This is a genomic window from Mesorhizobium sp. LNHC229A00 (assembly GCF_000502415.1).
Classification (GTDB): Bacteria; Pseudomonadota; Alphaproteobacteria; order Rhizobiales; family Rhizobiaceae; genus Mesorhizobium.
Genome location: NZ_AYWQ01000002.1, coordinates 273,385 through 291,284 on the forward strand (window position 1 = coordinate 273,385; position 17,900 = coordinate 291,284).

Below are 17,900 nucleotides of genomic sequence, written 5' to 3' on the forward strand. Positions count from 1 at the left end.
ACTCCGCATGTTCGACTTTGCCTTGATCCGGTTTGACCGACGACGAAAGGGCGCCCGCGCTTGATGAAGCGCTGACTGGCGAATGCTGCCGTTTGCAGCAATCTTTCCTCCTCTACCGGAACGCAAAGACCATGAGCCTTGCCGACGTGAAATACCTGCCGGAAACCCCGGCGCATGACCCTCAAATCGAAGCCATTAACGACGAGGCCTTCGGCCCCGGCCGTTTCGTGCTGGCCGCCTACAAGATCCGCGAGGCCGGCGGCCATGAGCGCGCCCTGTCCTTTGTCGCGGTCGACGGCGACCTCGTCGTCGCCTCTGTGCGCATGACGCGCATAGCGGCCGGGGCCGGCCGGGCGCTGATGCTTGGGCCACTCGCGGTACGGCCCGCCTTCAAGAACCTCGGCATCGGCCGCCGGCTGGTAGCGATCGCGCTGGAGGCGGCCGGCAAGGCTGGCGCGCCGGCCGTCATCCTGGTTGGCGACGAACCTTACTACGGGCCGCTCGGCTTCAAGCGCATCCCCCGTGGTCAGATTTCGATGCCAAGGCCTGTCGACCTCGACCGCCTTTTGTCGCACGAGATCACGCCGGGCGCGGTTGCCAGGCTTTCCGGCGAGGTTGGTCACGCCAGCCAGGCCAGGGCCGCCGAGCACGTCTAGGCGATGGCTTGACCTGGCCCGTCGATCCGGGCCTGATCCGTCCTATTTGATAGCAAGCCCATTCTCGCGGGAAGGATGACGCCATGAACCCCAGCGGCCAGATAGCAATCGTGACCGGCGGCGGCTCCGGCCTTGGCGAGGCAACGGCACGCGCGCTCGCCGCCAAGGGAGCCCGCGTCGCCATCTTCGACATTGGCATCGAGCGCGCGGCCAAGGTCGCGGCCGAGAGCGGCGGCATCGCCGTCCAGTGCGATGTCGCGAGTGCCGACAGTGGCGTCGCCGCCCTGGCCGAGGTTGCCGCCAAGCTGGGCGAGCCGCGCATCCTGGTCAATTGCGCCGGCATCGCCATCGGCGTGAAGACGATCGGCAAGGATGGACCGCATCCGCTCGACCAGTACCGCAGGGTGATCGAGGTCAATCTGATCGGCACGTTCAACATGATCCGCCTGGTCGCCGACCGCGCCGCGAAACTCGAGCCGCTACGGGGCGGCGAGCGCGGCGTCATCGTCAACACCGCTTCGGTCGCCGCCTATGACGGCCAGATCGGCCAGGCGGCCTATTCGGCTTCGAAGGGCGGCGTCGTCGGCATGACGCTGCCGGTGGCGCGCGATCTCGCCCGTTCCGGCATTCGGGTCTGCACCATCGCGCCCGGCATCTTCAAGACGCCGATGATGGCCGGCATGCCGCAGGACGTGCAGGATTCGCTGGGCGCCGCCGTGCCTTTCCCGTCACGGCTCGGCGAACCATCCGAATATGCCGCGCTTGCCCTGCACATCATCGAGAACCAGATGCTGAACGGCGAGACCATCCGCCTCGACGGCGCCATCCGCATGGCGCCGAGGTAAGGCGTGTCGCCCCAAGCTGCGAAGCGGTTTGCGCGGGTGGCTCCCCTTGCCAAGTCCGGCATCATCGGCTGACAAGCGGAATAGGAAATCAACTTGGCAGGGCGAGAACTTGGACGATCGAAAGAAGGATGTCATCCGCGAGACCGACGCCGAGGCGATCCGCTTGGCGAAAACGCTTCTGCGCAGTGCCCGTTTCGGCGCCCTGGCGGTGCTGGAACCGGGGACCGGGGCGCCGCTGGCCAGCCGGGTCGGCGTCGCCACCGACATTGGCGGCGCACCGCTCATCCTGGTGTCGATGCTCGCGGCGCACACGCCAGCCCTGCTTGCCGATCCGCGCTGTTCCCTTCTGCTCGGGGAGCCCGGCAAAGGCGATCCGCTGGCACATCCGCGGCTGACGCTGGTCTGCCAGGCATCGCGGCTGGAGCGCGGCTCGCAGGCGCATGCCCGCGCCGAGCGCCGCTATCTCAACCGCAATCCCGAGGCGAGTCTCTATGCCGGGCTCGGCGACTTTTCGATCTTCCGCCTCGACCCGCAGCGCGCCAGCCTCAATGGCGGCTTCGGCAGGGCTTATCTGCTCGACCGGTCCGATCTGGTCACCGCCGGGCCGATTGTCGAAGAGCTCGCGGCGAGCGAACAGTCGGCTGTCGAGCACATGAATGCGGACCATCTCGACGCGATCGCCAACTACGCCCATCACTTTGCCAAGGCGCCAGGTGATGGCTGGACCATCGCCGGGTTGGATGCCGATGGCATGGACCTGGTGTCTGGGAACGATGTTTGCCGAGTGTTCTTCCCGCAACCACTGGTGGACGCGAATGAATTGCGTCCCGCTCTGGTTGAAATGGCGAGGGCCGCCAGGGCGGCATCCTAGGCGCAAAGGGAGATTTAAATTGCATTTGATCAAAAGCAACGCTTGAGATTTGAAAGAAATGTTCTAGGCTTTAGGTGTGGTGCTGACTCGTTAGCATCTTCACAGTGAATTTATGGATTCAGGCACCATCGCCCCCATGGCGCCTCGATGAGCAAAAAGCATGGGGCATCAATGGTCTCGACAAAGCTAATCGCCAACGCCGAATCAGCTGCCGAATTTCTGATGCTGATGGGCAACGAAAAACGGTTGTTGATCATGAGCTATCTGATCGACGGCGAAATGTCGGTCGGCGCCATCGCCGAAAAGGTGATGCTCAGCCAATCCGCCCTCTCGCAGCACTTGGCCAAGTTGCGGGCGCTCGACCTCGTGGATACCCGCCGCGATCGCCAGATGATCTACTATTCCTGCAAATCCGATGCTGTACGCGAACTGCTTGCCATGCTGGAAGGCATTTTCGGTGGCGGTAAGGAGGATCTGTCCCAAATGGCGCAGAGGTTGCGCCGCGCCGGGACTTGACCGGGGGCTGCCGCAGCCATTTACCTCGCTGACGATTTCCGGAGCGTGGTTGGTGTGTCTTTCCCGGCGCACCAACCACGCTTTCGATTGTTGAGCGGGACATGGACCCAATTCGCATCGACGATCCACGCGATCCGCGTGTCGCAGCCTATCTCGATATCCGCGAGCGCGATCNGTGGAAGAGGTTCTGCGCAAGGCACAAGCGGACCTACCGGTCTACGTCGTCGCCAGTGGGGTGATGGACGCGATTGCCGGATTCCACATGCATCGCGGCGTCCTGGCCATCGGCCGCAAGGAGACGCCGCATCCGCCCGGGTCATTGCTGGATGCCTTGCCCGCTCAAGCCCTGATCGTCGTGCCTGTCGGCATCGCCAACCACGACAATATGGGTTCGATCTTCCGCAACGCCGCCGCTTTCGGGGCCGATGCGGTGCTGATGGACGGGACATGCTGCGATCCGCTGTACCGCAAGGCGATCCGAGTTTCGGTCGGCGCCGCGCTCAAGATCCCTTTTGCGTCCTTCACGGACACCGCGGACTTCACCGCGGAGCTCGACCGCCGGGGTTATCACCAGTTCGCATTGTCACCGCGCGGCCGGATCGACATACGCGATGCACGGCGCGGCGAGCGGCTGGCACTCTATCTCGGCACCGAAGGCGAAGGCCTGCCCGAAAGCCTGCTTGCCCGCTTGCAAACGGTGCGGATCACCATGTCGAAAGGCTTCGACAGCTTGAACGTCGCTGCCGCCTCAGCCATTGCCCTGCATCATTTCTCGCGCTGACGATCATGTGAGCCAGGACATGGCGAACGCGTCAGCCTGCACCGCGTCAGTTGGCTTCTGCTTTCTGCAAGGCGCGCACGCGATCGGCGAGGCTGCGGTCGTGGCCGGTGGAGCGGTTGTCCTGGGGTGCGGCGAGCACCTTGGCGATTGGTGAATCGGGCCCCTCGAGCTTGGCCGTCAGGTGGACCACCTCCGCCGCCAGCTCATTCATCTGCTCACGGAGCGCGGCACCATTGCCGTTCGTCAAACCCGACGATGCCGCGGCGCCGAGATCCGCCTTGAGGCGCTTGTTCTCGCGCGCCAGTGCCGTCAGCCTGGCCTCCAGCCGTTCGCGGTCGCCGTCAAGCTTGGCAATCGCCCGGTCCACGTCGTCGCGCCTGCCGGCCTCCTCGTGCCGGCCCGGGTCATCGGGCTTGCCGACCAGCCGCAGGGCCGGTGCGCCGTCCTCGGTTTTCGATTTTTCCCGCAACCGCGCCAATTCCTTTTCTCGCCGATCAAGCTTGTCCTCACGGTCAGCGAGCGCTGCCAGCAGCCGCTCGACCTTCTTGTCGAGCTCGGCGACCCTTTTCTTCTCGGCCTTCAAGGCATCGCGCGCGGCCTTGCTTTCGGCCGCGATCTCCTGGCTGCGCCGATCCGCTTCCTTGCGCTGGCCGCGCAGCAGCGAGATGTCGCTGGCAAGCTTCTGCAATTCGGATTCGCGGGCCACGAGTTCGATCTGGCGGCTGCTAGAGGCAAAACTGGCGTCGTCATACATGTGCTCCAGCTTCTCGAGATCGAGCGCCCGCCTTTCCAGCTTTCGTTCGGTTTCCTTGAGCCGCTCCGAAAGCTCATGCAGTTCCTCTTCGCGCTGTCGAAGAGCTTCGTTCTTGGCGCCGAGTTCGGCGAGCGCGTGGTTCTTGTCCGTGCGCTCCACCGCCAGCGCCTTCAGCGCCTCGCGGCCGCGATTGATCTCGACGAGTTGTTCGGCCGCCTTCTCGCGCAACGTCTTGACGTTGATTTCGAGGCGCCGGGTCGTCATGGCGTATTCGGCCCGGATCCGGTCCTTGTCGGCCTGAATCTCGGCTTGCGTCAGCGGAATGGAGGCTTCGATGCGCCTGCGGGTCAGGGCGACGGCACGCCGCCAGACGGCGGGAGCCACCATCAGCGCCAGAAAGCCGGCACAGAGAAAGCCGAGGGCAAAGAACAGGACCGACTGAACCAAAGGACTACCCGTTATCGACGACAACTTGGAAGGCTGGACCGTGCCATCTTGGCATGGCGGAAATCCGGCACCGCGGCAAGGGCTTGCCGCGGCCGATTCGGGTCGTAGGTTGAGGAATCCGATCGAACCGTCCGTGGCTCGCTCATGTCGGCCGGATCAGAACGGGTTCCAGGTCGCCCGCTCGGTCAGTTTCAGGTAGCCCAGATTGACGCCGAGCCGGGCGCCGACGCCGGTACGGATCGGCACCAGCAGCACATTGTTGTTCTTCAGCACGTTGAAGCCGACGCCCGCCACCACATAGGCCGATCCGGCGACGCCGCCATAGCGATTATAAAGGTTACCGACATCGTCGAGATTGTAGACCAGCATCATCACGCGTGACCCCTCGCCGCCGAAATCCCAGCCCAGCGACGGGCCTTGCCAGAACACTTTGTGATCGCCGGCATTCTTGGTGTAGAGCGTACCTTCCCCATAGGTCAGGCCGCCGATCAGCGCACCGGATCCCTCCTCCCCAAGCAGGTAGCCATTGGGCAGACCGTAGGAGGCGAAAATCTTCTCCACGACGGTGGCCAACCCGCCCGACGTCGCGCCGAAGAACTTGTGGCCGGAATCGACAATCTCCTGAGCGGTGTACTCCTGCGCCCGCAGGGGCGATGTCGAGAAGACGAGAACGCCCATGAGCGCGATCGCCATTGAGAGGACACGGAAAAAACTCCGGTCATAGATTCGGGAAAACATGCTTCCAATCTCCGTCATGAAGCACTTTCGCCGACGCCTCGCATCCGTGCGGCTCTTTTTAGGCGGCCGTTAAGGATGACTGTTAGGGGCAAACTATGCCGTAATCCTTTTTCAACCATTAAATTCCCACATGAAGATGGCGGTTCGAAGGCTCCTGGCCGCTCGAGGGACACGCAGCCTGCGTGAACGCGCCATATGCCACGACGACAATTTTGGATTTGTTGCTGCACGCGCGGGCGCTGTGTATTCAGAAAGCCTTGGGTTGAAGCGTGATTCGTGTGGGCAGGCGCGAAGATCGACCGCTCGGCCGTCAACTTGAAGATTTTGCAGGGATTTCGCCGATGGCCGATCTGTTCACCCTTACCGCTCCCGACCTGGCGGCGCTTTTGTGCAGTCGGGTCTGCCACGACATCATCTCGCCGGTCGGCGCGATCAACAACGGGCTTGAACTGCTCGACGAGGGCGGTGCCGACGAAGACGCCATGCGGCTCATCCGTCAGAGTGCAAAAAACGCTTCGGCCCGTTTGCAATTTGCCCGAATCGCCTTCGGTGCGGCCGGCTCTGCGGGCATGATGATCGACACCGGAGATGCCGAGGCCGTCGCCATTGCCTTCCTCAAGAACGAAAAGCCGGAATTGGTCTGGAAGGGAACCCGCGCGCTGCTGCCCAAGAACAAGGTCAAGCTGCTGCTCAACCTGCTGCTGGTCGCCAATGCCGCCATTCCGCGCGGCGGCAAACTGGTCGTGACGCTTGAGAATCTCGAAACCGAGCCGCGTTTTTCGCTTTCCGCAAGCGGTCCGATGCTGCGTGTTCCGCCGAAATTCCTCGAACTGCATTCCGGCCACAAGCCGGAAGAGCCGATCGACGCGCATTCGGTGCAACCTTATTACACGCTGCTGTTGGCCCGCGAGGCCAACATGACGATTTCGATCCACGCTACGCCTGAAGAAATCGTCCTCTCAGTGGCCTGAAAATCGGAGCCGGCAGCGCGACCGAATAAAGTATTTCAGTCTGAAATACTCATTGACGACGCAATCGCGGCGCGGTGACCTTTGCCCGCTCGTCAACACCGAAACATCCGCAAGGAAAAACCCGCCGAACGGCATCTTTGCAAAAATTTTACCTAACGGCTTTTCGGCTTCTTTACCAGATCGGTCTAGGCTGCGCCGTAGATGCCCCGCACGACCGGATCGCCCAACGGCAAAGAGGACGCGGAAATGAAGCGCTGCATGTTTGTCGACGATTCAAGCGTCATCAGGAAGGTTGCAAAACGCATCCTGGGCGGTTCCGACATGACTGTCATCGAGGCGGCCAGCGGGCTTGACGCACTGGAGATGTGCGCCGCCGACATGCCCGACATCATCGTCATCGACGGCGCCTTGCCGGACGTGCAGGCGGTCGACCTCATCCGGCGCGTGCGCGCCATGGAGAGCCCGATCAGGCCACAGATCCTGATCTCGCTGGTCGAACTCGATATCGCGTCGATCATGCGAGCCAAGCGCGCCGGCGCCCAGGGCTATCTGTTGAAGCCCTTCAATCGCCCGCAACTGCTCGAACGTTTTCGCGCCTTGAAAATCGCTGCCTGAACGGAAGCCGTTCCAGGCAAACCGCGCGGAGGTCTGTCGTCGGCACGCAAAAACAAATGATGGTCCACAATACAAAAACCCGGCCAAGCCGGGTTTTTTAGAAGTGCGCTGCCGACTGCGCTCAGGCGCTGACGCGGATATCTTCCGGTTCGCGCAGCACATAGCCGCGACCCCAGACAGTCTCGATGTAGTTCTGGCCCCCGGACGCGGCGTCGAGCTTCTTGCGCAGCTTGCAGATGAAAACGTCGATGATCTTCAATTCCGGCTCATCCATGCCGCCATAGAGATGGTTCAGGAACATCTCCTTGGTGAGCGTGGTGCCCTTGCGCAGCGAGAGCAGCTCCAGCATCTGGTATTCCTTGCCGGTGAGGTGCACGCGCTGGCCGCCGACTTCGACGGTCTTGGCATCGAGGTTGACCACCAGGTCGCCCGTGGTGATCACCGACTGGGCGTGTCCCTTCGAGCGGCGCACGATGGCGTGGATGCGCGCGACCAGCTCGTCCTTGTGGAACGGCTTGGTCATGTAGTCGTCAGCGCCGAAGCCTAGGCCGCGTACCTTGTCCTCGATGCCGGCCATGCCGGAGAGGATGAGGATGGGCGTCTTTACCTTGGAGAGGCGAAGCGTTCTCAGGACCTCGTAGCCGGACATGTCGGGCAGGTTGAGATCGAGAAGGATGATGTCGTAGTCGTACAGCTTGCCTAGATCGACACCCTCTTCGCCGAGGTCTGTCGTATAGACGTTGAAACTTTCCGATTTCAGCATCAGCTCGATGCTTTGTGCGGTTGCACTGTCATCTTCTATCAGCAGAACACGCATTTAATTCCCCTTTTCTGCCGCCGGACCATTTCACGACCCGTCCTGTCCCGGAGCAGTGGTTGCCTTGTGCAGAGGCTGCCATCGAATGGTTAACAAAACCTAATTTCCCGTCCAATACGGTATCAGATTTTTTAACCCCTTTCTACACCCTCTTGAATCCAATAACGAATCACAGACCAAATTCCTAATGCAGCACATTAATTACCTGGACTAAGTGACTCCAGGGACTCATCGACGCGGCTTCGCTTCGGCGGCCGGAATTTTTACCCGGCCTTAAGCCCTGACCCGTATGATTAACAATGCCCGTAAACGAATGGTTACCGTCGGCAAAAAACTTTAGGGTTTTGTTTCCCATAGTGCGGGGAAAGCCGGTGGATACGGGCAGCGCTTGGACCTTTCCAGGTGGTTTGGACGATATGTGCGGATGTGCGTTTCCGGGAGTACCGAATCATGAAGTCACGTGAAAACCTCGTTCGGCTGAAGCAATTTCAGGTGAATGAGAAGCGGCGCCAGCTGTTGCAGCTCGACATGATGATCGCCGAGTTCGAGCGCATGGCCGTCGAATTGGAGCTTCAGATCACCGCCGAGGAAAAGAAAGCCGGCATCACGGATATCAATCATTTCGCCTATCCGACCTTCGCCAAGGCGGCGCGCCTGCGCCGCGACAATCTCAGGAACTCGCAAGGCGACCTCGCCCAGCAGCGAAGCGCCGCCGAATCATTACTCGGCGAAGCTGAAGCGGAGCTTTCCAAGGCTGAGATGCTGGAATCACGCGATACCAAGGTCCGCGAGGCCGAAACAGGCGGCCGCAGCGCCATGATCGGCTGAGTCGGCCGACATCGGCGCTATCTGGCGCACAAGCGAGCCCTGTCGGGCGACAGCCTGAACCGGCAACAGCAAGCCGCCGCGAAAGCGTTGCTGGCACGCAAGACCTAGACCGCCCAATCCTCCTCATTTCTGGCGCTCGCCCTTGCCCGGGCATCCCTGATACCAGGCGCATGCTGCTCCGCCCATGATCTGATCTGGGTAAGCAGTCCGGCCAGGTTATGGCCGAGTTCGGTCAGTTCATATTGGACGCGTGGCGGAATGACCGGATAGATTTCGCGCCGCCACGCGCGCCGACGCCAGCTCGCGTAATATCAGGGTCGAACGCATGTGGGCGGTGCCCGACCGCGAGGGCCTGCTGGCGCTCGCCCGTTTGATCGAGGCGCAAAAGCTTGTCGTCCATGTGGCCAGGACCTTTCCGCTCGACCAGGCGGGAGCCGCCCACGCCTTTTTCGCCACCAAGCCGATCGGCAAGGTAGCGCTGACGGTCTGAGCGGCGACACTGACAGCAAAGGGCGCGGCATGCCGCGCCCTTTGCTTGTGGTGAGACCGGGCTAGTGCCGGTATTGCTGGATACGCGTCGTGCGCAGCCCGGCAAGGCCATATTCGTCGATCGACGCCTGCCAGGACAGGAATTCCTCCGTGGTCAGCTTGTAGCGCTGGCATGCCTCTTCAAGGCTCAAAAGCCCGCCGCGCACCGCTGCAACCACCTCCGCCTTGCGCCGGATAACCCAGCGACGCGTGTTCGTCGGCGGCAGATCGGCAATCGTGAGAGGGCTGCCGTCAGGCCCGATAACATATTTGACTCTAGGTCTAACCAGATCGGTCATCGTACTCTCTACAAAAAACTCAAAGACCCAATCCCCGCCACGTTACCGCCACAGCTTTAAAAATTGCCTAAGCAGACCCTAATGACTAGGTAAGGATCGTGAACGCCGCGTTAGTCTTTTAGCGGGCATTTGAAATATACGGCCGGAAGCCCTGTTTTAGCCGGGAGAAATGTGTCCCTCACAGCGTCCGCCACGCCGGTGTCGTCCTGCAAGCTGGCGCCGCATGAAAGCTTGACCTATATTCTCGACATTGGCATTTGAGCTGCCGCGAAATGAAAGCACCATGAACAGTCTCGACCTTCCCAGACGTCCCGAAGAGACCCGCGTCGTCGTCGCCATGTCGGGCGGCGTCGATTCATCGGTGGTCGCCGGCTTGTTGAAGCGCGAGGGCTACGATGTCGTCGGCGTCACCTTGCAGCTCTACGACCATGGTGCGGCAACGCATCGGGCCGGCTCATGCTGCGCCGGCCAGGACATCGACGATGCCCGCCGCGTTTCCGAGACGCTGGGTATTCCCCATTATGTGCTCGATTACGAGGAGCGGTTCCGCAAGGCGGTCATCGATCCCTTCGCCGAGAGCTATGTCGCCGGCGAAACCCCCATTCCTTGCGTTTCCTGCAACCAGACGGTCAAGTTCGCCGATCTCCTGGCCACGGCCAAGGATCTCGGCGCCGACGCGCTGGCCACTGGCCACTACATCCGCTCCGGCGCCAATGGCGCCCACCGGGCGCTTTACCGGCCGGTCGATGCCGACCGCGACCAAAGCTACTTCCTGTTCGCCACCACGCAGGCGCAGATCGACTATCTGCGCTTTCCGCTCGGCGGCCTGTCGAAGCCCCAGGTTCGAGCCATCGCCGAGGAGATGGGGCTGACGGTCGCCGCCAAGCAGGACAGCCAGGACATCTGCTTCGTGCCGCAGGGCAAATATTCCGACATCATCGCCAAGTTGAAGCCGACCGCGGCTAACCCGGGCGACATCGTTCATATCGACGGCCGCGTGCTCGGTCGCCACGAGGGCATTTTGCGCTACACGATCGGCCAGCGCCGTGGCATCGGCATCGCGTCCGGCGAACCGCTCTATGTCGTCCATCTCGACGCCGAGCGCGCCCGTGTCGTGGTCGGCCCGCGCGAGGCGCTGGAGACGCACAAGATCTATCTGCGCAACATGAACTGGCTGGGAGACGGAGGCCTCGCCGATGTGCCCGCCAGCGGTATCGAGCTGTTCGCCAAGGTGCGCTCGACCAGGCCGCCACGGCCCGCCGTGCTGCGTCACGAGGCAGGTGTGGCCTCGGTCGAATTGGCCGACGGTGAATCCGGCATCGCGCCTGGACAGGCCTGCGTGCTCTATTCGGACGACGGCAACGAGGCCCGTGTCTTCGGCGGCGGCTTCATCGTGCGCTCCGAGCGCGGCGCCGAAGCCGAAGCGATGCTGAGCCGGCTGGCCGCGAAGCCGGCGCAAGTTCCCGCCGAGTAGCTCTCCCCGGCCCGCCGTGCCAGGAGTGCGACGTACCAGGAGTACGACCTAGCCTTCCCCCTCAGGCCGTGGATTTGGTGTGGGTGACGGTGCCAGCCGTCAGGATGCGCAGCACCCTGATCGCTTCCTCGCCGCTGGTGCGCGGTTCGGCACGCGTTTCGATACAGTGGATGAAGTGCTCCAGCTCGCGCGTCAGCGGCATGCCCTGGGCAACCGCGACATAGGACGGCTCATTGGTGGTGAATGCCCACTGGCCGCTGTCCTGCCACACGGCGTGGCGGTAGACCGCAAGCTTGCGCTCCCATGGCTCGACATCGTCGAACACCGCCATCGCCTTGGTGCCGACCACGGTCAGCCGCCGCTCGCGATAGGGGTTGAGCCGCGACGTGAAAAGATGGCTGCGCAGTCCGTTGGGAAAGCGCATGTGCAGATGCGCGAAATCGCTGAGATTGTCGAGGAGTGCCGCTCCCTCCCCGCGCACCTCGATCGGCTCGGTGCCAGTGATGGCCAGGATCATCGACAGATCGTGCGGCGCCAGGTCCCATAGCGCATCGTTCTCGGTATGGAACTTGCCGAGCCCCAGCCGGTGCGAATGGATGTAGCGGACCTCGCCGAGCTCGCCCTTGTCGATCAGCCCTTTCAACGTCTCGAAGGCAGGATGGAAACGCAGGACATGGCCGACCATGAACACGCGCCCATTGTCCTTGGCCGCCTGAACCGAACGCTCGGCATCGGCCACCGTCAGCGCGATCGGCTTTTCCACCAGCACGTCCTTGCCGTTCTCGACGGCGCGCACGGCGAGATCGGCATGGAACTGCGGCGGCAAGGCCATGATGATGGCGTCGATGTCATCGCGGACGAACAGTTGGTCCGGCTCGATCGCCAGGCAGTCCTGTTCGCTGGCGAAGCCTTCGGCGCGAGCTCGATTGGTGTCGGAAACCGCGTGCAATGCGCCGAGCGCCTTGAGGGTGCGGATGTGGTTGGAGCCCCAGTATCCGCAACCGAGGACTGCAATGCGCGGCTTCATCTGTTTCAAACTCTAAAAACTCGTGGCCGAGACATAGCGACGTGCCCCGTCGAACTCAACCCCGGCGGCGCCAACCAGCTGTTCGTGCGGCAAAGCTTTTCCCCGTCGAGAATAGCCCCGATGTCGAATGCATCGAAGCTTGACAGGCTCGCCCTCCCAACCTTATATCCGCGCGACCTTGGCGAACGCCTCGAAATGCCTTTCGATTTAAGGCGGATTTTCGGGTCTGTCGCCGCCCTGGCGGGGTAGCTCAGTTGGTTAGAGCACGGGAATCATAATCCTGGGGTCGGGGGTTCAAGTCCCTCTCCCGCTACCATTACTTTCTGCAACGAACCCAACGATTTGACAGAGCGCTGGTCTTCTTAGCTGGCCGCTTTCATGTGGCGTCATGTTGCAATCGGTTACCGTTGATTTCCAAGGGTTTCCTACGACTCTCGGCAAGTCGACGCGACATGAAACGCGACGCGTGGCGAGGAACAATGTGAAACGCAATCGACCGGCGTCGAGGAGTTGATTGCGCGAATGGCCTGATCGGCCGAAAGGCCGGTCCCTCCGTCGCTCGCACCAGTGCATCAGGATCATCCAGACATCTGCGCTGGATCCGCTTCAACGTCAGCTACACTCGCAGCCGATGAGGCCTTGAAGGCGCAAAGGCCGGCAGCAGACCCGGTTGGGCCGAACGGTTAAGGCACCGGTCTTGAAATTCGCTTGTGGCCGTCCCGCTTTGTACCATCGCCTGCCCTACAAGCCCGGCCTTTCCGGCGTTTGGGCCGGTTTGCTGCCGTTCTGTCCCGCCTTGATTTAAGCATACCGTAGCGTTGCCTTGCTAAAAGCGTAGCAAGGTGTTTTGACATGTTCTCCCCTGACGGTTTCCGATAAAAAGGCCCGGTGCCCCGCCAAGTCAGACACACGCAAGCGCCGCGGTCGACCATGTAGCGGAACGCGTCTTCCTTGGTCTCGAAGGTATCCACGATGGTGCTGCCGTCGACCACCTGCCGGCCGCGTTGATATGCGAGACGAACCTTCAGGCGCTCGCTCATCCCCGGAACCTTTCGGTGTACCAGGTGATCTTGCCATCTACCTTCATCGGCTTGTGGATCATCAGCCTCTTGGGAAGGTGCTCGGGATGGACCTCGAGGAGCGTGATCTTGATCGATGGCTTGCACCGGTTGCAGTCGAATTTCAGCTTCATGGGATCGATGCCGCCGCCATAGACCATCATGAGATCGGCTGATCCGCAGTAGCGGACATTGCCGCAGTTGCATTCCACTTTCACAAGCATATTGTGCCGGGCCGCCTTACCCAGCGTGTCGATCGGATCGTGCGCCATGAGAACAGAAAAGGAACAAATTCCTTGTTCGTCAAGCCGTCCTGTGGAGTCTATCCGCGGATGAGTGACGAACCGATAAAGCTTGCCGAAGGCACAACGGCGGCACCGCGCGAGCGCCAGGGTACTCGGTCATGGCTGCGAGCATGATGGATGCGGCAGGCATGCCGGCTTTGGCTTTGCCCGGCCGCGTCAAGAACAGCACTGGTTCTGTTTCGAGCACAAGGCAGACGTTGAGCGGTACCTGTGAGGAGGATAGCGGCAGACCTAGCGGGGGTTGCGATTGGCGCAGTTGCAAGTTGTAGAGTGTTGCGCAGCTGCAACGCGCCGGACTGTTTGCCGAACGCTACCAGAATCCGGGTTGGCTACGCCTCTGAAGGAAGGTACTAGGCTGCTAACTGCATTCGATCGAAGGGGCTTTTCCATGAAAACCATTCTGCTTGCGACCACCATTCTGGCCGTAGTGTCCGGCAGCGCTTATGCGGCCGATGCCATAGTCTCGGAGCCTGTACCGGTTGCTGCCTCTTTTGACTGGACTGGCGCTTACATCGGCGTGAACGCAGGCGGCGGTTTTGGCACGTTTAATCTTGCTCCTTCTGGCGGCGCCCCTGGCTCGATCGACATTGATGCGAGCGGCTTCCTGGGCGGCGTTCAGGCCGGTTACAACTGGCAGGTTGGCCAATTCGTCTACGGCGTCGAAGCCGACTTCCAGGGTTCCGACATTAAGGCCGACCTATCTTTCGGCGGCCCCGGTGGTCTCGAAACAAAGGTTGACTGGTTCGGCACGGTGCGTGCTCGCCTTGGCTACACGCCCGTCGATCGTTTCATGGTCTATGGCACTGGCGGCTTGGCCTACGGTCACGAAAAGATTTCTGCCCCTGGGCTCGACTTGTCCAAGACCAGGGTCGGCTGGACCGTTGGCGCGGGCGCTGAATACGCCATCACCAACAATTGGTCGTTCAAGTCTGAGTATCTTTACACGGACCTGGGTAAAGAGACGTTCAACCCCGGCGGTTTGGGTGGTGTTGACGTCAAAGTCCCCTTCCACACCGTTCGCGTCGGTCTGAACTACAAGTTCTAGTACGTCGGCAAGCACGATAGATGGCCCCGGCACACCGCCGGGGCTTTTTCTTTTTGTGATCCCTTGCGTGAGTGTTCGTCGCGATATGGCGCATGCTTGCTCGCCTGTGCGCAGGCGCGATACTCCTTACCGACCGCCATCCTCGAAAATCCTGCATTGACGCATGGCGTAGGTCCTCCTCGCCGCGCAAGTGCTTCACACGGCCGATAAGGCCCGACTTCACCCATTGCGTCCGGGCCGCTTCAACCCTTTCGGAGGCGGCCCGGCACGCTCCTGCACACGCTTCCACAGCCGTTCTCGGATGGATCGCGAAGTACGGCAACGACCGCGACACGCTGGAACGTGAGGCGAAGAACCTCAGGGGTCGCTGAGCACCCAAATGACGAAGTATCAGGTGGAAGAGATCTACGGCGACACGGTCGTGTCATTGGGCATCGTGGTGGAGAACGATCCCATGAAGGCCGCCGAAGCGACGCCAGAGCCAAAGGGTCTCGCCGAGGGCACTGCAGGACCATTGGTTCTGGGTGATCATGAAGAGCAAACCGCCGTATACGAGTACAGCTTGGCCGGACCCGATCAGCGCCTAGACCTCTTGGAACGGAATGAGCTCACCGACCTTGGCCCGCCACTCCCCGGCAAACTGCACGGCGCCCCGGTGCGGGATGAGCGAGACCATTTCTATGCTTGCCCGAGTTGCGGTCAAAAGGTCGACATGCGCGATCTGCGGCAAGTTATCTGGCATGAAGAGCCGGGGCACGAGCCGCTGGAGCCGCAGCCTGAGGCGAAGGTGATCGAATTCCCAAAGCGGAAATAACAAAGTACGGGAGGTTAGTCCCCAGTGTCGCGCGGACCGGCACCCAACCTGAAAATCTCAAGTTCTTCTCCGTGTCAATGCGAGGTTGGACGCCGAGCAATGAGATTGACGACGTGACCTTTGCGGCAAATTGCCCGCCGCCCCATTCACGGCAGCGGCGGGCGTCCCTAGGGATGAATCAAGGGACTGCCCGGGCGTTGGTGACCCGGGCCGAGGATAGGATGCAATTCGGTGCACTCGAAACTGTGCCGCGATGAAACTGCGTCACCAGTTCGGCGGCAAGCGAGTCGCCGCAGCCTGAAACTCGGAACGAACCGGTATGCAGTGAGTTAACACCTAATGATGAACAGCACGAAACCCGACAAAGTCGACACATTGGCGTTGGAACAGCGCATTAGCCGGACTGAGCTCGCAATCGAACGCTCTGAAAAAATGCTGGCCGACAATATCGCCCTGCGCAACAGGATGCGAACTGTAGTCGAGGCCGCGGGCCGCTCCGTAAGGAAGACTTACAGCAATCGCGCGGGTTGACCCTCCAGCCCGGTCTCTCGTTTGTCGCGCCCGTTCGGGAAGCGCCTATGCCCTGTTCCAGCACCGCTGCCAGCGGCGTGCGCCTAGCGTCAAGGGCTTGGTCCATCCATATTCCAGTTGCCTGATAGGCGGCAAAAACCGCTCGCCTAGAACAGCAGCACCACGATTTCGAATAGAATGGTTGGCCTACGAGACCCGTCCGAAAAAGCCCGCTGGCTCGGCCAGCGGGCAGGTGACTTGGGAAGGCCGCTGGAGAGGGACGGCCCGCTCCCGAACCTTGGTCTCTGATATATGTTCCGCAGCTAAATTAGCTATCCATGAATCCGGGTTGCGTGCGCCGCGATGAAACAGCATTAAGAAAGCCCGCCGCGCGCGCTCCGGCGACGGGCCTCCTTATGGAGTGGCTACATCCCGGAGGGAATCGACCACCGTATGGTTTAACCTTCCTACGGGACAATGTTCCCGCACGTGAAAAAGCCCGCTGACCGGAGCCAGCGGGCCTAATTGATTGCATTATCGATCGGGTCAGACCGCGCTCGGGCCGGATAGGATGACCAGGGCTGCTGCGATGCTGCCCAAGCGCTCCGGCTTCTTCAGTTCTGGCTTTTCGTATTGCTTTTTCAAATGGTGCTGCCCGCGTTTTCCTGGGAGAGAAAATGCCTTGCGTCTGCGCTGTCTGTCAACCGCCAGCGATCAGGAGTTCGACCGCCACCAAAAGCCGCTTGCCATGAAGAGCAGCACCGCGATTGCGAACAGAACGATCCGCATGACATGCGTTCCTAGTTAGCACGCCCGAAACAAAAAGCCCGCCACCTTTCGGCAGCGGGCTCTTCGCAAGGCTTTGGAGAGTGCTGATAAGGCCCTGCGTGTGGTGTGCCTATCGGCGAGCGATCAACAGACAGAGCTGGCGCAGGTCGCGGTCATAGGTGCTTTCGCTGCTGAGTACGTCAGCGCAGCGCTTTTTCATACGAGCAACCTTGCTATCCGACATTTGAGCCACGACGGCTGTCAGGTGCGTGGTTGGGGTGGAAGGGTTGCTCGGGTTCGACGGATTGGACGGATTGCTTGGAGTGGTGACCCCACCGACCCCCAGGCCTATGCCGGTGCCGATGCCGCTGGTTCCGCCGACATCTGCGCCGAGCCCGGCAGTCACGCCACCAGCACCGCCAACGTTGGCACCCGCGCCGGCACTGACACCACTATTGCCACCGACCGATGCTCCAAGACCGGCTCTGACGCCACTCGCGCCGCCAACCGACGCACCTGCACCAGCCCTCAGGGTGGTGGGACCTCCCACTGTTGCGCCAAGTCGGGCCTTTAAGACCTTTGGGCCGCCCACCGTCGCGCCAGCGCCAGCAGCAATGCCATTGCTGCCGCCCACCGATGCTCCAACGCCAGCGTTGACGCCACTCGCCCCGCCGACTGAAGCACCCAAACCAGCGTTGACGCCGCCCGAGCCACCAACCGATGCTCCGACACCCGCATTCACACCGCCGCTACCACCCACGGAAGCACCTGCACCGACGCTTAGGCCGCCGGCGGTCACTGGAAGCGACAAGGAAATAATGAAAGCACTGCTAGCCAGAGTTCTGGCGAAGGTCTTCATGAAAGGCTTCATGATACTCTCCTGTTGCGTTGCCTCGACAGTCGGAATGTTGACTGTGCATTAGCAACGATGCAGAGAGCAATTCGGGTGCAACACAGCCGTGTTTACTGGGAACACAGCTTATCAGCAGTGAAGGCGACCGCTAAACTCTTAATGAGATTCACAGCGAAGGCGGCGGCAAATCGCCTTGCGAGAGCCAGCCTGTCAACTGTGGGCAATCACCATCTCGGAGGCGAGCGACAGCCGGTCTGCAACAAAAAAGAGCGGCTACTGCAACCAATCTCGGCCTGAAAAGTTTGCAGGGCCTATCGCCGTCAAGGAGGATTGACATTGAGCGCTTTCCTGCCTGTGCGGATTGCATTTATGAACCTCCA

At 61.3% G+C, this 17,900-nt stretch carries 18 protein-coding genes, 1 tRNA gene and 2 pseudogenes; 13 read left to right on the forward strand and 8 right to left on the reverse strand.

The window, feature by feature from the left end; translation table 11 throughout:
* The first annotated feature begins 131 nt into the window (after positions 1 to 131).
* The 5 genes and pseudogenes from X742_RS0135890 to X742_RS01000000169620 all read left to right on the forward strand — a co-directional run bounded on the left by X742_RS0135890 (position 132) and on the right by X742_RS01000000169620 (position 3,669).
* Positions 132 to 656, forward strand: a complete 525-nt coding sequence (locus tag X742_RS0135890; RefSeq protein WP_031240082.1) for an N-acetyltransferase — start codon at positions 132 to 134, stop codon at positions 654 to 656.
* Positions 657 to 739: 83 nt separating this feature from the next.
* Positions 740 to 1,501 carry a 3-hydroxyacyl-CoA dehydrogenase gene (locus tag X742_RS165065; protein ID WP_023770358.1) on the forward strand — a complete coding sequence of 254 codons (762 nt, stop codon included), beginning with the start codon at positions 740 to 742 and terminating at the stop codon, positions 1,499 to 1,501.
* A 109-nt stretch (positions 1,502 to 1,610) separates the two neighbouring features.
* Positions 1,611 to 2,372 carry a HugZ family protein gene (locus X742_RS165060; protein WP_023770359.1) on the forward strand — a complete coding sequence of 254 codons (762 nt, stop codon included), beginning with the start codon at positions 1,611 to 1,613 and terminating at the stop codon, positions 2,370 to 2,372.
* Positions 2,373 to 2,543: 171 nt separating this feature from the next.
* Positions 2,544 to 2,888, forward strand: coding sequence for a metalloregulator ArsR/SmtB family transcription factor (locus X742_RS165055; protein WP_015316000.1), 345 nt, complete (start codon positions 2,544 to 2,546; stop codon positions 2,886 to 2,888).
* 101 nt (positions 2,889 to 2,989) lie between these two features.
* A pseudogene (locus tag X742_RS01000000169620) lies at positions 2,990 to 3,669 on the forward strand (RNA methyltransferase).
* A 46-nt stretch (positions 3,670 to 3,715) separates the two neighbouring features.
* Here the strand turns inward: X742_RS01000000169620 and X742_RS165050 are convergent.
* Positions 3,716 to 4,870, reverse strand: coding sequence for a hypothetical protein (locus tag X742_RS165050; protein ID WP_023770360.1), 1,155 nt, complete (start codon positions 4,868 to 4,870; stop codon positions 3,716 to 3,718).
* A gap of 156 nt (positions 4,871 to 5,026) precedes the next feature.
* Positions 5,027 to 5,563 (reverse strand): EipA family protein, encoded by a 537-nt coding sequence (locus tag X742_RS165045; RefSeq protein ID WP_224530344.1) that lies wholly within the window; start codon positions 5,561 to 5,563, stop codon positions 5,027 to 5,029.
* A 386-nt stretch (positions 5,564 to 5,949) separates the two neighbouring features.
* On the opposite strand from X742_RS165045, the gene X742_RS165040 reads away from it, so the two are divergent.
* Entirely contained in the window at positions 5,950 to 6,579 is a 630-nt protein-coding gene (locus X742_RS165040) for a histidine phosphotransferase family protein (RefSeq protein WP_023770362.1), read from the forward strand.
* 246 nt (positions 6,580 to 6,825) lie between these two features.
* Positions 6,826 to 7,194 (forward strand): response regulator, encoded by a 369-nt coding sequence (locus X742_RS165035; RefSeq protein WP_023770363.1) that lies wholly within the window; start codon positions 6,826 to 6,828, stop codon positions 7,192 to 7,194.
* 121 nt (positions 7,195 to 7,315) lie between these two features.
* Here X742_RS165035 and ctrA read toward each other — a convergent pair whose 3' ends face one another.
* Entirely contained in the window at positions 7,316 to 8,011 is a 696-nt protein-coding gene (ctrA, locus tag X742_RS165030; RefSeq protein ID WP_006203583.1) for a cell cycle two-component system response regulator CtrA, read from the reverse strand.
* A gap of 450 nt (positions 8,012 to 8,461) precedes the next feature.
* Here ctrA and X742_RS165025 point away from each other — a divergent pair, with 450 nt between their 5' ends.
* The gene (locus X742_RS165025; RefSeq protein ID WP_023770364.1) at positions 8,462 to 8,839 is read left to right on the forward strand and encodes a flagellar export protein FliJ; all 378 of its coding nucleotides are present in this window, start codon (positions 8,462 to 8,464) and stop codon (positions 8,837 to 8,839) included.
* A 104-nt stretch (positions 8,840 to 8,943) separates the two neighbouring features.
* On the opposite strand, the gene X742_RS1000000172050 is transcribed toward X742_RS165025, so the two are convergent.
* Entirely contained in the window at positions 8,944 to 9,111 is a 168-nt protein-coding gene (locus X742_RS1000000172050; RefSeq protein ID WP_084056216.1) for a winged helix-turn-helix transcriptional regulator, read from the reverse strand.
* A 23-nt stretch (positions 9,112 to 9,134) separates the two neighbouring features.
* Here X742_RS1000000172050 and X742_RS1000000172055 point away from each other — a divergent pair.
* Positions 9,135 to 9,329 (forward strand): annotated as a pseudogene (locus X742_RS1000000172055) (zinc-binding dehydrogenase); the annotation flags it as partial.
* Positions 9,330 to 9,390: 61 nt separating this feature from the next.
* Here the strand turns inward: X742_RS1000000172055 and X742_RS165020 are convergent.
* Complete coding sequence (locus X742_RS165020; protein ID WP_006203587.1) at positions 9,391 to 9,666, reverse strand: DUF1153 domain-containing protein; 276 nt, start codon at positions 9,664 to 9,666, stop codon at positions 9,391 to 9,393.
* A 283-nt stretch (positions 9,667 to 9,949) separates the two neighbouring features.
* Between X742_RS165020 and mnmA the strand changes: the two genes are divergently transcribed.
* Positions 9,950 to 11,140: a tRNA 2-thiouridine(34) synthase MnmA gene (gene mnmA / locus X742_RS165015; protein ID WP_023770366.1), complete on the forward strand. Its 1,191-nt coding sequence runs from the start codon at positions 9,950 to 9,952 to the stop codon at positions 11,138 to 11,140.
* Between the two features lie 61 nt (positions 11,141 to 11,201).
* Here mnmA and X742_RS165010 read toward each other — a convergent pair whose 3' ends face one another.
* Positions 11,202 to 12,167: a Gfo/Idh/MocA family oxidoreductase gene (locus X742_RS165010; RefSeq protein WP_023770367.1), complete on the reverse strand. Its 966-nt coding sequence runs from the start codon at positions 12,165 to 12,167 to the stop codon at positions 11,202 to 11,204.
* A gap of 239 nt (positions 12,168 to 12,406) precedes the next feature.
* On the opposite strand from X742_RS165010, the gene X742_RS165005 reads away from it, so the two are divergent.
* Positions 12,407 to 12,483: transfer RNA gene (locus tag X742_RS165005), tRNA-Met, on the forward strand.
* Positions 12,484 to 13,203: 720 nt separating this feature from the next.
* On the opposite strand, the gene X742_RS165000 is transcribed toward X742_RS165005, so the two are convergent.
* Positions 13,204 to 13,449, reverse strand: a complete 246-nt coding sequence (locus X742_RS165000; protein WP_245273805.1) for a hypothetical protein — start codon at positions 13,447 to 13,449, stop codon at positions 13,204 to 13,206.
* A 469-nt stretch (positions 13,450 to 13,918) separates the two neighbouring features.
* On the opposite strand from X742_RS165000, the gene X742_RS164995 reads away from it, so the two are divergent.
* A complete protein-coding gene (locus X742_RS164995) occupies positions 13,919 to 14,575 on the forward strand; it encodes an outer membrane protein (protein ID WP_023770370.1) in 657 nt (218 codons plus the stop codon).
* A 379-nt stretch (positions 14,576 to 14,954) separates the two neighbouring features.
* Entirely contained in the window at positions 14,955 to 15,389 is a 435-nt protein-coding gene (locus X742_RS1000000175460) for a hypothetical protein (protein WP_023770371.1), read from the forward strand.
* Positions 15,390 to 16,797: 1,408 nt separating this feature from the next.
* Here X742_RS1000000175460 and X742_RS1000000172065 read toward each other — a convergent pair.
* Positions 16,798 to 17,538: a hypothetical protein gene (locus X742_RS1000000172065; protein WP_084056166.1), complete on the reverse strand. Its 741-nt coding sequence runs from the start codon at positions 17,536 to 17,538 to the stop codon at positions 16,798 to 16,800.
* Between the last annotated feature and the right edge of the window lie 362 nt (positions 17,539 to 17,900).

Coding starts and splice junctions, on each gene's coding strand:
- X742_RS0135890 (WP_031240082.1), top strand. CDS start 132: ATGAGCCTTGCCGACGTGAAATACCTGCCGGAAACCCCGGCGCATGAC.
- X742_RS165065 (WP_023770358.1), top strand. CDS start 740: ATGAACCCCAGCGGCCAGATAGCAATCGTGACCGGCGGCGGCTCCGGC.
- X742_RS165055 (WP_015316000.1), top strand. CDS start 2,544: ATGGTCTCGACAAAGCTAATCGCCAACGCCGAATCAGCTGCCGAATTT.
- X742_RS165045 (WP_224530344.1), bottom strand. CDS start 5,563: ATGGCGATCGCGCTCATGGGCGTTCTCGTCTTCTCGACATCGCCCCTG.
- X742_RS165040 (WP_023770362.1), top strand. CDS start 5,950: ATGGCCGATCTGTTCACCCTTACCGCTCCCGACCTGGCGGCGCTTTTG.
- X742_RS165035 (WP_023770363.1), top strand. CDS start 6,826: ATGAAGCGCTGCATGTTTGTCGACGATTCAAGCGTCATCAGGAAGGTT.
- ctrA (WP_006203583.1), bottom strand. CDS start 8,011: ATGCGTGTTCTGCTGATAGAAGATGACAGTGCAACCGCACAAAGCATC.
- X742_RS165025 (WP_023770364.1), top strand. CDS start 8,462: ATGAAGTCACGTGAAAACCTCGTTCGGCTGAAGCAATTTCAGGTGAAT.
- X742_RS165020 (WP_006203587.1), bottom strand. CDS start 9,666: ATGACCGATCTGGTTAGACCTAGAGTCAAATATGTTATCGGGCCTGAC.
- mnmA (WP_023770366.1), top strand. CDS start 9,950: ATGAACAGTCTCGACCTTCCCAGACGTCCCGAAGAGACCCGCGTCGTC.
- X742_RS165010 (WP_023770367.1), bottom strand. CDS start 12,167: ATGAAGCCGCGCATTGCAGTCCTCGGTTGCGGATACTGGGGCTCCAAC.
- X742_RS165000 (WP_245273805.1), bottom strand. CDS start 13,449: ATGCTTGTGAAAGTGGAATGCAACTGCGGCAATGTCCGCTACTGCGGA.
- X742_RS164995 (WP_023770370.1), top strand. CDS start 13,919: ATGAAAACCATTCTGCTTGCGACCACCATTCTGGCCGTAGTGTCCGGC.
- X742_RS1000000175460 (WP_023770371.1), top strand. CDS start 14,955: ATGACGAAGTATCAGGTGGAAGAGATCTACGGCGACACGGTCGTGTCA.
- X742_RS1000000172065 (WP_084056166.1), bottom strand. CDS start 17,538: ATGAAGCCTTTCATGAAGACCTTCGCCAGAACTCTGGCTAGCAGTGCT.